Annotated in this window: 15 protein-coding genes; 6 read left to right on the top strand and 9 right to left on the bottom strand. The window is 31.3% G+C overall.

Features of this window, described 5'->3' with window-relative positions; genetic code table 11:
- Nucleotides 1-125: 125 nt before the first annotated feature.
- Complete coding sequence (locus tag QZU75_RS08855) at nt 126-602, bottom strand: Lrp/AsnC family transcriptional regulator (RefSeq protein ID WP_292742920.1); 477 nt, start codon at nt 600-602, stop codon at nt 126-128.
- 267 nt (nt 603-869) lie between these two features.
- A complete protein-coding gene (locus QZU75_RS08850) occupies nt 870-2,036 on the bottom strand; it encodes a tRNA (guanine(10)-N(2))-dimethyltransferase (RefSeq protein ID WP_296883110.1) in 1,167 nt (388 codons plus the stop codon).
- A gap of 98 nt (nt 2,037-2,134) precedes the next feature.
- Between QZU75_RS08850 and QZU75_RS08845 the strand changes: the two genes are divergently transcribed.
- The 3 genes from QZU75_RS08845 to QZU75_RS08835 all read left to right on the top strand — a co-directional run bounded on the left by QZU75_RS08845 (nt 2,135) and on the right by QZU75_RS08835 (nt 5,674).
- Nucleotides 2,135-3,241 carry a DegT/DnrJ/EryC1/StrS aminotransferase family protein gene (locus tag QZU75_RS08845; RefSeq protein ID WP_296883109.1) on the top strand — a complete coding sequence of 369 codons (1,107 nt, stop codon included), beginning with the start codon at nt 2,135-2,137 and terminating at the stop codon, nt 3,239-3,241.
- Nucleotides 3,242-3,479: 238 nt separating this feature from the next.
- Nucleotides 3,480-4,463 carry a UDP-N-acetylglucosamine 4,6-dehydratase family protein gene (locus QZU75_RS08840; protein WP_296883107.1) on the top strand — a complete coding sequence of 328 codons (984 nt, stop codon included), beginning with the start codon at nt 3,480-3,482 and terminating at the stop codon, nt 4,461-4,463.
- 11 nt (nt 4,464-4,474) lie between these two features.
- Nucleotides 4,475-5,674: a DegT/DnrJ/EryC1/StrS aminotransferase family protein gene (locus QZU75_RS08835; RefSeq protein WP_296883106.1), complete on the top strand. Its 1,200-nt coding sequence runs from the start codon at nt 4,475-4,477 to the stop codon at nt 5,672-5,674.
- Nucleotides 5,675-5,713: 39 nt separating this feature from the next.
- Here QZU75_RS08835 and QZU75_RS08830 read toward each other — a convergent pair whose 3' ends face one another.
- Nucleotides 5,714-6,019 carry an MTH1187 family thiamine-binding protein gene (locus QZU75_RS08830; RefSeq protein ID WP_296883104.1) on the bottom strand — a complete coding sequence of 102 codons (306 nt, stop codon included), beginning with the start codon at nt 6,017-6,019 and terminating at the stop codon, nt 5,714-5,716.
- A 53-nt stretch (nt 6,020-6,072) separates the two neighbouring features.
- Between QZU75_RS08830 and QZU75_RS08825 the strand changes: the two genes are divergently transcribed.
- Nucleotides 6,073-6,948, top strand: coding sequence for a TIGR00269 family protein (locus QZU75_RS08825; protein ID WP_296883102.1), 876 nt, complete (start codon nt 6,073-6,075; stop codon nt 6,946-6,948).
- Here QZU75_RS08825 and QZU75_RS08820 read toward each other — a convergent pair.
- From QZU75_RS08820 to comB, 5 genes are all read right to left on the bottom strand, one after another.
- Nucleotides 6,907-7,851, bottom strand: coding sequence for a calcium/sodium antiporter (locus QZU75_RS08820; protein WP_296883101.1), 945 nt, complete (start codon nt 7,849-7,851; stop codon nt 6,907-6,909). The two genes, QZU75_RS08825 and QZU75_RS08820, sit on opposite strands and share 42 nt — an antisense overlap.
- Nucleotides 7,852-7,855: 4 nt before the next feature.
- Entirely contained in the window at nt 7,856-9,178 is a 1,323-nt protein-coding gene (locus QZU75_RS08815; protein ID WP_296883100.1) for a hemolysin family protein, read from the bottom strand.
- A 21-nt stretch (nt 9,179-9,199) separates the two neighbouring features.
- Nucleotides 9,200-9,412 (bottom strand): DUF1922 domain-containing protein, encoded by a 213-nt coding sequence (locus QZU75_RS08810; RefSeq protein WP_296883098.1) that lies wholly within the window; start codon nt 9,410-9,412, stop codon nt 9,200-9,202.
- Between the two features lie 65 nt (nt 9,413-9,477).
- On the bottom strand, nt 9,478-10,647 hold the full coding sequence (locus QZU75_RS08805) for a TraB/GumN family protein (protein ID WP_296883096.1): 1,170 nt from the start codon (nt 10,645-10,647) through the stop codon (nt 9,478-9,480).
- Nucleotides 10,648-10,709: 62 nt separating this feature from the next.
- Nucleotides 10,710-11,399 carry a 2-phosphosulfolactate phosphatase gene (comB, locus tag QZU75_RS08800; RefSeq protein WP_296883095.1) on the bottom strand — a complete coding sequence of 230 codons (690 nt, stop codon included), beginning with the start codon at nt 11,397-11,399 and terminating at the stop codon, nt 10,710-10,712.
- 39 nt (nt 11,400-11,438) lie between these two features.
- On the opposite strand from comB, the gene QZU75_RS08795 reads away from it, so the two are divergent.
- Together QZU75_RS08795 and QZU75_RS08790 are read left to right on the top strand one after the other, a co-directional pair.
- Nucleotides 11,439-11,957, top strand: a complete 519-nt coding sequence (locus tag QZU75_RS08795; protein WP_296883094.1) for a hypothetical protein — start codon at nt 11,439-11,441, stop codon at nt 11,955-11,957.
- Between the two features lie 53 nt (nt 11,958-12,010).
- Nucleotides 12,011-12,934, top strand: coding sequence for a methanogenesis marker 7 protein (locus QZU75_RS08790; protein WP_296883139.1), 924 nt, complete (start codon nt 12,011-12,013; stop codon nt 12,932-12,934).
- A 13-nt stretch (nt 12,935-12,947) separates the two neighbouring features.
- Here QZU75_RS08790 and mmp10 read toward each other — a convergent pair whose 3' ends face one another.
- On the bottom strand, nt 12,948-14,198 hold the full coding sequence (gene mmp10 / locus QZU75_RS08785) for a methyl coenzyme M reductase-arginine methyltransferase Mmp10 (protein WP_296883092.1): 1,251 nt from the start codon (nt 14,196-14,198) through the stop codon (nt 12,948-12,950).
- Between the last annotated feature and the right edge of the window lie 423 nt (nt 14,199-14,621).

Genomic DNA, 14,621 nt, shown 5'->3' with positions numbered 1-14,621 from the left:
CTCTTTTTTTAATTATTTTTTTGGAAATTGTTTTTTACAGTTTCCGTTAGAAAATAGAAATTTTTCAATAATTTAAATTTGTAAAAAAAGTGTTATGCAGTAATTTCTTACTGCATATTGTATTTTTATAAAATGTTAGAAGATCCCATATCTTCTTTAATGACATCTAATACTGTTTGTGTGTATGTTCTTTCTATAATTGGATCTTTTAGTAATTCTTTGATAAATGAATTTAATTCATTTGTATTTCTGAATTTTGCAATTAAGAATGCGTCATATTCTCCAGTAACATCATAAATCCCGACTACATTTTTATTAAAAAAGGTTTTTTCTTCCCAGTTTTTGAGTTTTCCACCTTTAACTCTAACTCCAATAATGGTTGTTAATACAAATCCGAGTTTTTCGTGGTCGATAACTGGTGAAAACTTTTTAATAACACCTGATTTAACCATTTTGTCGATACGATTATGAACTGTTCCTACAGACACATCCAAACTGCGAGATATTTGTCTATATGAAGTTCTAACGTCTTCATTGATAATTTTAAGGATGTTAATGTCAGTGTCATCAAGTTTTATAACATTATCTTTAGTTTTTACCATATTTTTTCTCCTTATTTTCTTATTGTTAATTTATTATTTTGAATTGGAATTTTTAATAAATTAACTATACATATATTGTATTATTTTATATTATTTAAAACTATGCTTTATTTTACTATAAATTTTTTAAGATTTTTGCTTTAATGTTGTTTTTTTAATGTTGGAAAAAAGCTTATTTACATATTTTTCTTTTGTACCCTCGAATGTATATTAATTTTAACTTTTTTCTAAAAAATTTTATCATAAAATTATTACGATTGTTATCATCTATTCACTTTCACATAATGAAAATAATATATGTCTAATGTATTTAATTGATGCATCACTTTTTATTCCTAATGGATTGTAATGTGTTTTTATAGCAATATGGCCATTTTTTTCGATTTCATCAAAGATTAAATCTAATTTAGGTGCGCTTATTTTCATTGACTTGCAAATTTTGTGAACATCATAAAATGTTGCCGGTGCATTAGCTTCATTCAGACAACTATTTAAAAGCTTTAATGCCTCTTTTTCTTTATTGATTTTCTTATTTTCAGTTTCTTCAATCATATTTTGGATGAATTCTGAATTTTGAATTTCACCTAACCATAATGGGCCCGCATGGATTAATTTTTCTCCACAAACTGGGCAAACATCTTCTATTGGACTTGCCAGGCCTTTGCTTGTTTGTCTGTGCAAGCAATGTTTACAGTGACTGATGTATCCAATATTTTTTAAACGTTCATCAGTTTTTTTAGGACCTTTCTTGACATATAGATATAATCTCATATAATGCTCGGTGCTGTGTGACATTTTAACTTCAATGTATTTACCATATTTCGCAAGTGTCAATGCTACAAATCCTGCTAGAATTCGTATTCCGGTTTCATGACAATATTCGCTTTTGTAGGGTTTTGCATTATATTTCCTTATGCAAGGTTCTTTATATGTTCCGCATAATGCAGAAGTATCTGTAGCAGTGACGCAAAGCAGAGAGTTTCTACGGGCACAATATCCTGCGGAATCTAAAAACGGGGATGGGGTTCCAAAAGGATCAATATCAATAACATCAAATTCTCCTCTTTTCATTCTTAAAAACATGCTGGCATCATGTTGGAAAACTTCAATGTCATTTAAATCATTTAGTTTTATATTGTGTCTTTCATAAAAATTGGCGGTTTCACTAATGTCATTAATACAAACGGTTCCCACTCCATCTATTTCATTTTTATAACGGATGCCTCTTATTCCACTTCCTCCAAAAAGGTCGCATATGTTTATTTCCCTTTGTTCATTTTTTTGAAAAACTTGTATTGCAAGTATTGACAAATCCCTATTTAATTCCATGTTTGGGTTGTAAAATACCGGTGCATCAGATGAAATTTTATCAAATTCCGGAAATTCGATTTTTGTCAGTCCTTCTTCAATACTTTTAATTTTATATTCATCCATTTGTTCAACTCTTGTTCGTTTTTAATCAATTATGTAATGTTTTAAATATTATTAGATTTAAATATTATTATAGTATAATTAATCAACTGGTGATGATTGTGTCAGATATAAAAGTTCCTATTGCAAAACCAATAATTGGTGATGAAGAAATAGAAAATGTAGTTGAAGTTCTAAAATCAGGTATGATTGCTCAAGGCCCTAAAGTGGAAGAATTCGAACAAAAATTCGCAGATTGGGTTGGAGCTGATTACGGTATAGCTGTTAATTCAGGAACAGCCGCATTGCATGTTGCATTACTTTCAAGCGGCATTGGTCAAGGTGATGAAGTAATAACTACTCCATTTACTTTTATTGCAAGTGGAAACTCAATATTATACACTGGCGCAAAACCTATTTTTGCAGATATTGATTTAAAAACTTATACAATTAACCCTGATTCTATAGAAAAATTGATTTCAGAAAATACCAAAGCTATTTTGCCAGTTCAGTTATATGGGCAAGCTGCAAATATGGATAGAATCAATGAAATTGCTGAAAAATATGGGTTAATTGTTATAGAAGATGCTGCTCAGGCTCATGGTGCTACATCCAATGGGGGTAAAGTGGGCAGTTTAGGTGACATGTCCTGTTTTAGTTTTTATCCTACTAAAAACATGACTACTTCCGAAGGAGGAATAATCACAACTAATGATGAAGATTTAGCAGATAATGCAAAAATATTCAGAGCTCATGGTGCAAGCATCAGGTATCATCACGGTGAAATAGGATATAATTTTAGAATGACTGATATTTCAGCTGCAATAGGTCTTGCACAATTAGATAAAATTGATGGTTTTAATAAAAAAAGAATTGAAAATGCAGCATACTTAAATGAAGGATTAAAAGATGTTGATGGAATTATAACTCCATACTGTGCCTATGGATCAAAACATGTATATCACCAATACACAATCAGAGTTGAAAAAGGAGATAGGGATGATTGGGTAGATATTATAAATGAATGTGGTGTAGGAACAGGAATCCATTATCCAATCCCTCTGTACAATCAACCAATTTACAAATCTTTAGGAATTGAGGGAAATTGTCCTAATGCAGAACTTGCTGCTAACAGTGTAATTTCTCTTCCGGTACATCCATCATTAACAAAAGAAGATTTGGATTTAGTTATTGAAGCAGTAAAAACTGCTTCCGAAGAGTTAGATTAATTTCTAACCCTATTTTTTTATTTTTTGTCATTTATTTTTTTCATTTTTAAATTCATTTAATTTATTGACAATTAATTAAAAACATTTTTAAAATATAAAATATATATTATTTAATTAAGTTATATGTTGTATAAATAACAGTTTATTATTGAAAAATATTCTATAAACGTAGGGGTTGAAAGAAATTAAACTTTAAATATTCTATGATTAGATTATAGTGTATTTTTAGGGGGCTTGAATGTTTAATGATTTTTATAAAAATAAAAAAATTCTTGTTACTGGAGGTTCAGGGTCTATCGGTAAAAAAATTGTCAAAGAATTAAATAAATATGATGTTGATGTCATAAGAGTTTTGGATAATAACGAAACAGAATTATTTGATTTGAGTAATGATTTTAATTCTTCTAAAATAAAGATTTATGTTGGAGATATTAATAATCCGCAGGGATTAAAAAGTGTATTTAAAGATATTGATATTATTTTCCATGCGGCAGCATATAAACACGTTCCATTATGTGAATATAATCCGATCAGTGCGGTTAAAACTAATATTTTAGGAACTCAAAATGTAATTGATATGGCAGTTTTATGTGATGTTGAAAAAGTTGTTTTAATCAGTACGGATAAGGCAGTTCATCCGGAAAATGTAATGGGAGCTACTAAATTTTTAGCTGAAAGACTGATGATGGCGGCAAATACCTATAGTGAGAATAACGGAACTAAATTCTCTTGTGTTAGATTTGGTAATGTGTTAAATTCAAGAGGGTCTGTTATTCCATTATTTAAAAAGCAATTGAAAAATGGCGGTCCAATAACTCTCACTGATGAAGACATGACAAGATTTATAATGAATATCTATCAAGCCGCTAAACTCATTTTACAGGCTGGTAGTTTATCTCAAGGCGGAGAAATATTTATATTGAAAATGCCCGCATTTAAATTACATGACCTCGTTGATGCAATGATTGAATTTTATGCACCGGTATACGGGTATAACCCTGAAGATATTGATGTAAAAATCATTGGAAAAAGGCCTGGTGAAAAATTATATGAAGAATTGATGACTTCTGATGAGATGTTATCTGCTTATGATAATGGTGATTTATTCATTATTCATGATGAATTAAATAAACAGCATCCTGATTTTATTTATAATTCTAATGAAGTAGACCATTTATCAAAAGATGAAATTTTAAATATTTTAAAAGAAATGGAAGGTTAAGGTGGTTTTTGATGAATATTCCATTTTCCCCACCGGATATTTCAGATAATGAGATAGAGGAAGTTATCGATACATTAAAATCCGGATGGATAACAACTGGTCCTAAAACAAAAAAATTTGAAAATGACATTACTTCTTATTGTGGCAGTGCAAAAACTGCTTGTTTAAGTTCTGCTACCACCTCTCTTGAAATGACCTTGCGCATTTTGGGAATTGGAAAAGGTGATGAAGTTATTGTTCCCGCATATACTTATACAGCATCATGCAGTGTCATCTGTCATGTTGGAGCAACTCCCGTTATTGTTGATAGTCAAAAGGATAATGTTGAAATGGATTATGATTTAATGGCTGATGCCATAACGGAAAAGACTAAAGTTATTATTCCTGTTGATATTGCGGGAATCCTCTGCGATTATGATAAAATATTTGAAATTATTGAAAGCAAAAAAGATTTGTTTAATCCTAATTCTGAGTTGCAGGAAATATTTAACAGAATTATTGTTGTAGCTGATTGTGCACACGGTTTTGGCGCTGTAAAAAATAATAAAAAATCCGGAACTTTTGCTGATTTTACCTGTTTTTCATTTCATGCAGTTAAAAATTTAACCACTGCTGAAGGCGGTGCGGTTACATGGATTGATCATGATGGACTTGATAATGAGGAATTGTATAAACAGTACCAAATTTATTCACTGCATGGTCAAACTAAAGATGCACTTGCAAAAACGAATGGGTCATGGGAATATGATATTTTAATTCCAGGATATAAATGCAATATGACTGATATTCAGGCAAGTCTAGGTTTAATGCAATTAAAAAGGTATTCTGATATTTTAAAAAGAAGACAAGAAATCATTGCTAAATATGATGCAGCATTTTGTGAATATCCATTTATCAGACAATTCCATAAAACAGAAAATTCTGTTTCATCAGGACATTTATATCTTTTAAGAATTGAAGATATTGATCTTGATAAAAGAAATGAAATCATTTCAAAAATGGATGAACGTGGGGTAAGCACTAATGTTCATTATAAACCTTTACCGTTATTGACCGCTTATAAAAACTTGGGTTTCAATATTGATGATTATCCAAATGCCTATAATTTGTTTTTAAATGAAATTTCCCTTCCTCTTTATTCCACATTAAGTGATGAGGAAGTCGAATACATTATTGATACTCTGTTAGATATTATGAAGGATTATTTTTAAGGCGGTTAAAATATTAAAAAGTGATGGTTATTAGAGATTCTATTTTAACATTTGGTTAACTGTGTCAACTTTAGCATCCAAAGTTCTGTTTTCCAAATCTCTTCTGTCATCTACTTTAATCACGGTATAAACTCTGCCTATTCCAAGTTCAAAAATAGCTTCTTGAGCATTGGCTATTGCATCATATAATTCTTTTAGGTTTTCTGCTTCAATTTGTGTTCCCATTCCGGTTAACTGATAATTAAGTCCGGAATCCTTAATGGACTGGACTGCAGCAGTCACGTACTCTTTACATTCTGTAGTTTCAGTTCCTACAGGCAATATTGCAAAATCACAAGTAATCATTTTTTTTCACCTGGTAAAATTATTTATTTATCTTTGTATAAATTAATTTAGTAATGGTTAAATTAAACAAAGATGAATTCAATGAAAAGATTTTTACAAGAATCAATAATCTGATTTCTGATTATGAATTAATTAAAGAAAATGAACTTATAGCTATTGCATTATCTGGTGGAAAAGATAGTGTTTTAACATTGCATGCACTAAAAAATTACCAGAACTATTTGGATTTTGATTTGGTTGCTATAAGTGTTGATGAAGGAATTGAAGGTTATAGACAACATGGAATTGATTCTGCAATAAAAAATGCCAAGGATTTGGATGTTGAACTTGTTCAAAAATCATTTAAAGAGGAAGAAGGATTCTGTCTGGATGATATTTATCAGGATTTTAAAAGTGCCTGCATTCCCTGCGGTGTTTTTAGAAGAAATATTTTAAATAAAACTGCCTATGAATTGGGAGCTGTTAAAATAGCTACTGGACATAATTTGGATGATGAGATACAATCATTTTTAATGAGTTTTGCAAGAGGAGATACCATTAAATTTTCTAAATTTGGCCCTGAACTTGATGTTATTCATCCAAAATTAGTTCCAAGAATAAAACCTCTGTGGAACACTCCTGAAAAAGAGGTGGGCATGTGGGCGGTATTAAATGATATTGATATCCATTTGGATGAATGCCCGTATTCTCATTTATCACTAAGGGCTAAAATAAAAGAATTTTTAAATGTCAGTGAGGATAAGTATCCTGGTATTAAAAATAATGTGATGGAATCTTTTCAAAAGATTTTAACTTTTGAAAATGATATTTCCACAAGCCTTAATGAGTGTGAAGTTTGTGGTGAGCCGACTTCATCAAATATTTGTAAGGCTTGTGAATTAAAAGAATTAATTTCTCATAATTGCGAAGGCCATATAAATAATGAATAACGCAACTAAAATTGCACCTTCTTTTTTATCATATTTTTCTTGTGTTTTACCAAAGATGAAACATAATATTGTTACAAATATCATGAATAGGACATCTATAAGCAAACTTGAATCAAGAGGTATTGCACTTATTGCACTACTTGCACCTAATACAAACAGAATATTAAATATGTTTGATCCAATTACATTACCTATAACTAACTGATTTTCACCTTTCTTTAAAGCAGTAAGGGAGGTTACAAGTTCAGGTAAAGATGTACCAACTGCCACAATAGTTAAACCTACCAATGTTTCACTCATTCCGAATGCTATTGCTATAGCTGAAGCGCTGTCAACAACCAAATCTCCACCAAGTACAATTCCGGCAATTCCGATGAGGATAAAAATTATACTTTTTGGAAGAGACATTTTAGCTTCTTCAACTTCGTTAGCATCTTTTGATTTTCGTGCATTGCGTATTAAATAGAAAATATATGCAGCTAAAATTATTAATAAGATTATACCTTCAATATTGCTTATGTTCCATCCAATGAATATGAAAACTGCAAATAATATTGTAATTCCAACAAGGAATGGTAAATCTTTATCTAAAACACTTTTTTCCATTAATAAATCGCCAAGTAATGCAGATACTCCAATAACCATCAGCATATTAAATAAATTACTGCCGATTACATTACTGACTGCAAGCGCATTACTTCCAGTAAGTGAAGATGTAATGGAGACGGCCGCTTCAGGAGCACTTGTACCAAATGCAACAATTGTCAAACCAACGATGATGGTAGGAATCTTTAAAATTGAAGCAATACTGCTTGCACCATCTACAAAAAGGTCTGACCCTTTTATTAAGAATACAAATCCAACTAATAATAAAACAATCTGAATTATTATTGATGCATCCATTTAGTTATTCCTCCTTATTTTCTTCCTCTTGCGGACCTAAATCGGTTACAAGAACTTTGTCAATTTGGTGACCGTCAATATCAATGATTTCAAAGATAAATCTTCCACATTCATATTTGTCCTTTTCATCAGGAATTGTACCGCTTATACTTAAAATAAATCCTGCTAATGTGGTATAATTGTCTTCCTCTTCATCAGGGAGGGTATCATTGAAATCAAATAATTTTTTAAACTCTTCAATATTGTATCTTCCATCAATTAACCATGTGCCGTCATCTCTTTGAACAGCTTTAGGTTCATCGTCTTCATCAATACCTGGAATGTCCCCTACAATTCCTTCAAGCAAGTCGTTTAAGGTAATTAATCCTTCAACACTTCCAAATTCGTCTACAACAAGGGACATATGAACATATTCCTGATTTTCCTTAAATTCTTTAAGCAGTTCCAATGTTTCCATATGTTCGGATACAACCAGTGGTTCTTTAACGATTTTATTAATATCAAATTTTTCTCCACTAAACATTGCAGAAAGGATGTCTTTTGCTTGAACTACTCCAATAAAGTCATCCAATTCACCATGAGCTATTGGAAAAATTGACCTTCTGCTTTCAATAATTTTTACTTTATTGATTTCTCTGTCGTCTTCCAAATCAATCCAAATGACTTCATTACGTGGAGTCATTATGGTTTCAACTTTTTGGTCATCAAGTTTGAAAACCCTTTTGATAATGTCTTCCTCTTCTTTTTCTATGGTTCCGTCTTCTCTTCCTTCTTTAATCATCAATTCGATTTCTTCTTCAGTAACAAGATCGTCATTTCTATTTTCGATTCTCAATAACCATAATAGAAAGCTGCTTGATTTTGCAAGAACATAACTAGCTGGTTTTGAAATTTTTGATAGGATTACCATGCTTTTTGCAACTTTTAGTGAAACTCTTTCAGGGTCATTAAGAGCAATAACTTTTGGAACAATTTCTCCAACGACCAATGTTAAATAAGTGGTTACAATAACGACAATGGCTACACTTATCGGTTCGCTGTAAGGCACAAATGAAATTAGTTGTGAAAGAGGTTTTGCTAATGTTACTCCTCCAAAAGCCCCAGTTAAAACACCAATAAGTGAAATTCCAATTTGAACAGTTGATAAAAATTCGTTAGGGTCTTCCAATAAATCAAAAACAATTTGAGCGTTTTCATTCCCTTCTTCTAAGTATTTTTGCATTTTTGCTTTTCTTACAGATACAACGGCTAATTCTGCCATTGATAAATATCCGGTAAGGATAATTAAAATTAATATTATGATTATTTCCAATGTCGTTCCAATCATTTTTAACAGACCAATTAAAACTTATAACTCACTGGCTCTTTTAAAGTCAGTGTTGCCATATATCTCATCCTGCATTTGCTGAACTGCCAGTGATGCCTCTTCTCTTGTCTCTACTTTTTTAAAGATTCGTCTCTGTTTGACCTTTAAAGTTTTTCCACATACGCATTTGCGAGTTGCAACTCCTTTTTTTGCATATAATACTCGCCCACAGTCACAACGAAATATAAGATACATGATTATTTTTCCATTTAAAATTAATAGTAATTATAATATTATCAATATATTATATAAAATTTTCACTATCCACCAAATATTTTCATGAATAATGGTATGAAAACTTTTGATGGTAAAATCACTAGTGTAGCTATGCTGACTCCTAAATTTGTTCCTATAACTACCAAAAGAATTCTGAAAATGTTGTTTCCCCAAAGGTCCCTAAAACTTTTAACATGGCCTAAATTTTTAACGTCACTTTGTCGGACCTTTCTAAATTTTGCTTCAACAAGTCCTGAAAACCATCCTGCTGCTAACAATGGGTGGATAATTGTTAAAGGAGCCACCAGCCCTCCAACAAGTGCAGATTGAATTTTTGACCCTGAAAGAATTGATCCAATAAATCCCATTACCATACTTATAATGATGAAATCATATATGTTCCAGGTTATGTTTATCCCATTAAAATATGCCAGAAAAAATATCACCACAAATAATATAGGAATCAATGCTAAAATTATTTTAAGCCATGGAATGCCTTTTTTATCGTCAATTTTTTCTAATTCATGAAGTGGAGGTATTGTTTCGGGATTATCCAAATATCTGTTGATTCCCGGTTGGTGTCCTGCACCAACAACTGCAATCACTCTGTCTTGAGGGATTTTTAAAATGCTTCCTGCAAGATATGCGTCTCTTTCATGTACGAGAGTTTCATAAACACTGGGAGCTTCATCTTTAAACATTTCCATCAGGTCATCAAGATTTTCAGGATTTTTAAGTTCCTCAATGTCAACATCATCTTCATCACCAAATCCTAAAACGGAAGCAAGCAATCCATATAAAAATTTAGCTTTTTCTTTAAAACCCATTTTATTTAAAGCTCTTTGTAATGTGACTGATATGTCTCTATCAATAAGAGCTATTGGAATTCCTAAATCTTCAGCCGCTTCAATGGCTCCGACCATTTCAGCACCCGGTTTAACGTCAACATCTTCTCCTACTTTGGATTGAAAGTAACTTAGGAGTGTTGTTGTAAAAAATAATCCTACTTTATTGTCTTTAATTATTTGAGTAACGGATATTGTATCGTCTCTTTCAATTCCAGCCATTTCTTCTTTAAGACGAGTATATCTGCCTCTATCAAGTTCAATAGCTACTACATCTGGGTGCTGTTCATAAATTGCATCTTTTACTTCTTCAACACTGTTTGATGATACATGTGCAGTACCTATTATTGTTAAGCATTCTCTTTTCAAAATAACACTTCTTTATTTTTAATCTATTATCTAATAATATTATGAAATCTTAATATATAAACTTAATCTTTAATCAAAATTAATTCATTATTTTGATATATTGCCACATTATCTGAAATGTTTCTTTGACAACTGCAGTCAATATCTTCTTTATAGCCCAGTTTAGTTAAACGCTTTCCTGAGCGGGAATTGTAAAATCCTTCTTTTAATGAATTTTTATCTTTACTGGATTGTATTGCTGCTTTTGCAAAATCATTCAGCTCATATTCATTTAAATTTTTACATATTTCATGCAGGATTTCCCCTGATGCAAGAAAATCTTCAAAAGCAAATTCTCCTCTCACTCCTGCCATGACAACATCGATGTGATTTTCAGCAATTTTAACTGATGTTTCGGCTACGGCTTTGGCGTTTACAAGCGATCCGATAAGAACTGTCGAATTCATATTTTTAAGAATCCTTGTTCCATTGCTTGTTGTAAGAATTAATATTTTTTCAGCACCCTCATAATCTTTCAGGGCTGTTGGTGAGTTTCCAATGTCAAATCCATCTATTTTTTCTCCCATGCGTTCTCCAGCGAGAATGCCTCCGATTTCTTCTTTTAGTTTAAATCCTTCTTCGGAGCTGAAGCATGGAATTATTTTTTCAAAATTGTTCAATGCCAGTGTTATGCTTGTGCTTGCTCTTAGTGCATCGACCATTATGGAAATGTCTTCACTGCATGTTGTCTCTAAACTTAATGTGACTTTCATGATTTAATTTATTTAGATGTTACTATAATAATATATAGTATGAAAATTATTACAACGCCTATGTGTGAGGAAATAGTAAAATTGGCAGGGATTTCAGATTACACGATAAATAAATTTCCTGATGAAGAGGATGGGGATTTGGCAATTGTATTGTCTGAAAGTAAAGTTGAGATGGATTCAATACCTATTAAAATCAATACTCCTTCACAGATTTTTGAAAGCATCAAAAAAGTTTCTAAAATTGGGGGGAATGAAATGTCTGATGAGGATATACTGGTCTTTTTTAGTGATTATAAGCTATGTGAAAAATATTTAAATTCCAATTTCAAAAGGGATGTTAATGTTAAGGTGTATTCCGAATTTTTAAAAGACATTGTTTTAGATTTGGGATTTAACATAGTATCCGAATGCTTTGATTATGTCGTATATCCTGATTATTTAAAAAATAATGTTATAGAAAACGAAAATTTGGTGGAAATCCCTTCTCACAATAGCATTTCTAAAAATCCATTCGAAAAGGTAGAATTGAGATATGCGATTTTAGAAAATTTAATATAATATATAATAAAAATATATGATTATTATAATTGCATTTTTGAGAGTTGTTAATGATGTATGAAACATTAATATTTACTGGTGGAGTTCACAAAAGTGAAGAAATAAAGGAACTGATTGAAGATTTAGGAGGATTTATTCTTCAGGAAAGTATTCAGCAAATGGAATTGGTCTTGAATATGGCTGTTCCTTTAGAAGATGTTGATAAAATCGAAAAAAAATCATCAGAACTATTGGGTAAAATATCTGTTGCTCCAATGGCAGGTTCTGAAATAGCTATTGTTTCACCAACTCTTGCAAGACACCACCTTCCTCATGCAGCATGCGATATTTCAGAATATCTGCGTGAGTTTGGTGCAAAAGATAATATGATTGGTCTTGCCAGGGGTGATGGTAAAGGTACTTCAGGTATTACTGAAGAAGAAAAAAGCCTAATTGAAGAACATGATATAGCTATTTTTGCTTTAGGAAGTTTTGAAAACTGTATTAAAGAAAAAGCCTTTTTATATGATGATATTGACATACCAGTAATCGTAACAGGATCTCCTTACATGTCTGCTGATGAACTTCCTGGTGCTGATGCATATGTTGGAGGGCTCGGCAGAATTCCAAGAAGACTTAGACGAGGTCCTGATATACGTGCACTTGATACATTGGTTGAAACCGTTGAATCAATATTGAATGATAAAAAACGTGAAATGACTCTTGATGCACCATTAGTTCCAGCTATTGTTGTTAAAAATGCAATTGAAAATCAGGTTAGAGAAATCAAAGATGTTATTTCTCCAACACCGGTAACTTCACAACTTGACGGTGTTCGTGTAAAATTAAATTATGATAAATATGCGGATGTAATTGCAGATGTAGTTATTGATGGCAAAAAATTATCTGAACTTGCTGAAATTAAAAAATCATTTATGTATGATTATATTTTAGTAAAAATAAATAGTGAGAGTTCTCTTGTAGAGGATTCAAACTAATTTTCTTTTTTTTTTAAATTATTCTTCTCATTCCAAAGAAATTAATTGCATCAACCAAATCATTAAACTGTTCCAATTCTCTTTCTATGACATTTTCATCGGTCATATCTATACTTAATTCTCCATCAACGCTTAGGGTATCAGGGCCACGACCTACAATTCTTTCAACACCGTCTGCACTTAAAATTCTCTCTGCATCTAATTGATGGACAAATGACCGTCCAGGTAAGATTACTGCTTGTCTTATTTCACTTAAGTCAAGTTTTTCCAAATCTTCTTTTGTAATTAAACAGGCTATTTCCTTTTCAACGCCAACAACATTAACATTGTCTCCGGTTTCTAATTTTGAAAATATTTTGGAAATGTACGGTTCTGCAATTTTGGATGTGATTATTGTAGCATCACCTGTTATAGGCTTTATAAATTGCAGGAATACTTCATTTTCATCACTTGCTATTGCAAAAGGGCCTCCGGTTACAGGATCACATAATGGGGTACCACTTACTCTAAATTTATATTCGCTGTTAATTTGTTTTACTAGTTCGGAAAATTCTTCAACAGGCTGGGATTCTATTCCTTTAAGAATAGGTTCGTTTCCTAATATCAGTCCTTCATTGAACGTATTTGCAAATCTCATTAAAAGCATTCCTTTTGCTCCCCATTCTTCCAGAGAATTGCAAGTTTGACGTAAAACATCCCCGTCATTAACACCAGGTATTATTACAGCAGCACCAGTCAGTTCGATGTTTTCACAAAAAATCTGACATGCTTTAAGCGCTTCTTCTGGATATTTGTCTTTAACCCATTCTCTTCTGAGTTTAGGGTCTGATGAAAAAATAGTAAATGAGACTTCTTTAACGCCGTTGTTTATTAATCTTGCGGCTGTTTGACTATCACTGATTCCTTTTCCACAGGTATAACCCAGTACTGAAGGGATTCCCATCTGTTTTAGATTGGCAGTTAGGTTTTCAAGGTGGGGATAACAGCTGACATCTCCTCCTCCACTTATGTATGCGGAAATTTCTCCTCTCCCCATATTCATCATTAATGCACTTTGAACTTCATTCATTACTTCAAATGGTGATTTAAATGCACCTTGAGTTTCAGATACTCCTTTACTGCATCTTTCACAGCCAATTTTATTAGGTAAACAATGAGCACAGCCAAATACTTTAATTTCTTTTACCTTTCTAAAGTAACAGTACTTACAAAATCCGTTACAATCTTTCCCAGGTATTCCTCCAACATCTGCTACAACTTGCATAATAATTATTATTTTAATTCATTTTATTTATAAATGAAGTGTATTTTTTTTTAAAATTTTTTTTATTACTTTTAGTATTATTTATTACTGGCAGTCTTAAAAGTAATAATTTGTATTTTTTCTTTGTTTTTAATATGGGCTATTTATATTATTTTTTTTATTAATTATACTGAATTTAAATATTTTAATTAATATTAGGCCTTATTTTAATTGTTATATCTTTAAATTTTAATTTTAATTAATTTTAAAAAGTATTACTTTTGGGGGTATTTTTCTTAAAATTTTTTTGTTTTATTATACTTTATAAAGTTTTCTAAAATATTTCATAGGTAATCTTTATATTATATCTTTTATAAAATAAAATTTGTATACCATATGGCTGGCTATTGCAAAAACTTGCTTTGTAGCTCAACTCAATTTGGT

The sequence above is a fragment of the uncultured Methanobrevibacter sp. genome, from assembly GCF_902764455.1.
Classification (GTDB): Archaea; Methanobacteriota; Methanobacteria; order Methanobacteriales; family Methanobacteriaceae; genus Methanocatella.
This window is presented reverse-complemented; position numbering and strand designations above follow the sequence as displayed.

What these genes read in the sequence shown, in the direction of transcription:
- QZU75_RS08855 (WP_292742920.1), bottom strand. Translation starts at nt 602, where the DNA reads ATGGTAAAAACTAAAGATAATGTTATAAAACTTGATGACACTGACATT.
- QZU75_RS08850 (WP_296883110.1), bottom strand. Translation starts at nt 2,036, where the DNA reads ATGGATGAATATAAAATTAAAAGTATTGAAGAAGGACTGACAAAAATC.
- QZU75_RS08840 (WP_296883107.1), top strand. Translation starts at nt 3,480, where the DNA reads ATGTTTAATGATTTTTATAAAAATAAAAAAATTCTTGTTACTGGAGGT.
- QZU75_RS08835 (WP_296883106.1), top strand. Translation starts at nt 4,475, where the DNA reads ATGAATATTCCATTTTCCCCACCGGATATTTCAGATAATGAGATAGAG.
- QZU75_RS08830 (WP_296883104.1), bottom strand. Translation starts at nt 6,019, where the DNA reads ATGATTACTTGTGATTTTGCAATATTGCCTGTAGGAACTGAAACTACA.
- QZU75_RS08825 (WP_296883102.1), top strand. Translation starts at nt 6,073, where the DNA reads ATGGTTAAATTAAACAAAGATGAATTCAATGAAAAGATTTTTACAAGA.
- QZU75_RS08820 (WP_296883101.1), bottom strand. Translation starts at nt 7,851, where the DNA reads ATGGATGCATCAATAATAATTCAGATTGTTTTATTATTAGTTGGATTT.
- QZU75_RS08815 (WP_296883100.1), bottom strand. Translation starts at nt 9,178, where the DNA reads ATGATTGGAACGACATTGGAAATAATCATAATATTAATTTTAATTATC.
- QZU75_RS08810 (WP_296883098.1), bottom strand. Translation starts at nt 9,412, where the DNA reads ATGTATCTTATATTTCGTTGTGACTGTGGGCGAGTATTATATGCAAAA.
- comB (WP_296883095.1), bottom strand. Translation starts at nt 11,399, where the DNA reads ATGAAAGTCACATTAAGTTTAGAGACAACATGCAGTGAAGACATTTCC.
- QZU75_RS08795 (WP_296883094.1), top strand. Translation starts at nt 11,439, where the DNA reads ATGAAAATTATTACAACGCCTATGTGTGAGGAAATAGTAAAATTGGCA.
- QZU75_RS08790 (WP_296883139.1), top strand. Translation starts at nt 12,011, where the DNA reads ATGTATGAAACATTAATATTTACTGGTGGAGTTCACAAAAGTGAAGAA.
- mmp10 (WP_296883092.1), bottom strand. Translation starts at nt 14,198, where the DNA reads ATGCAAGTTGTAGCAGATGTTGGAGGAATACCTGGGAAAGATTGTAAC.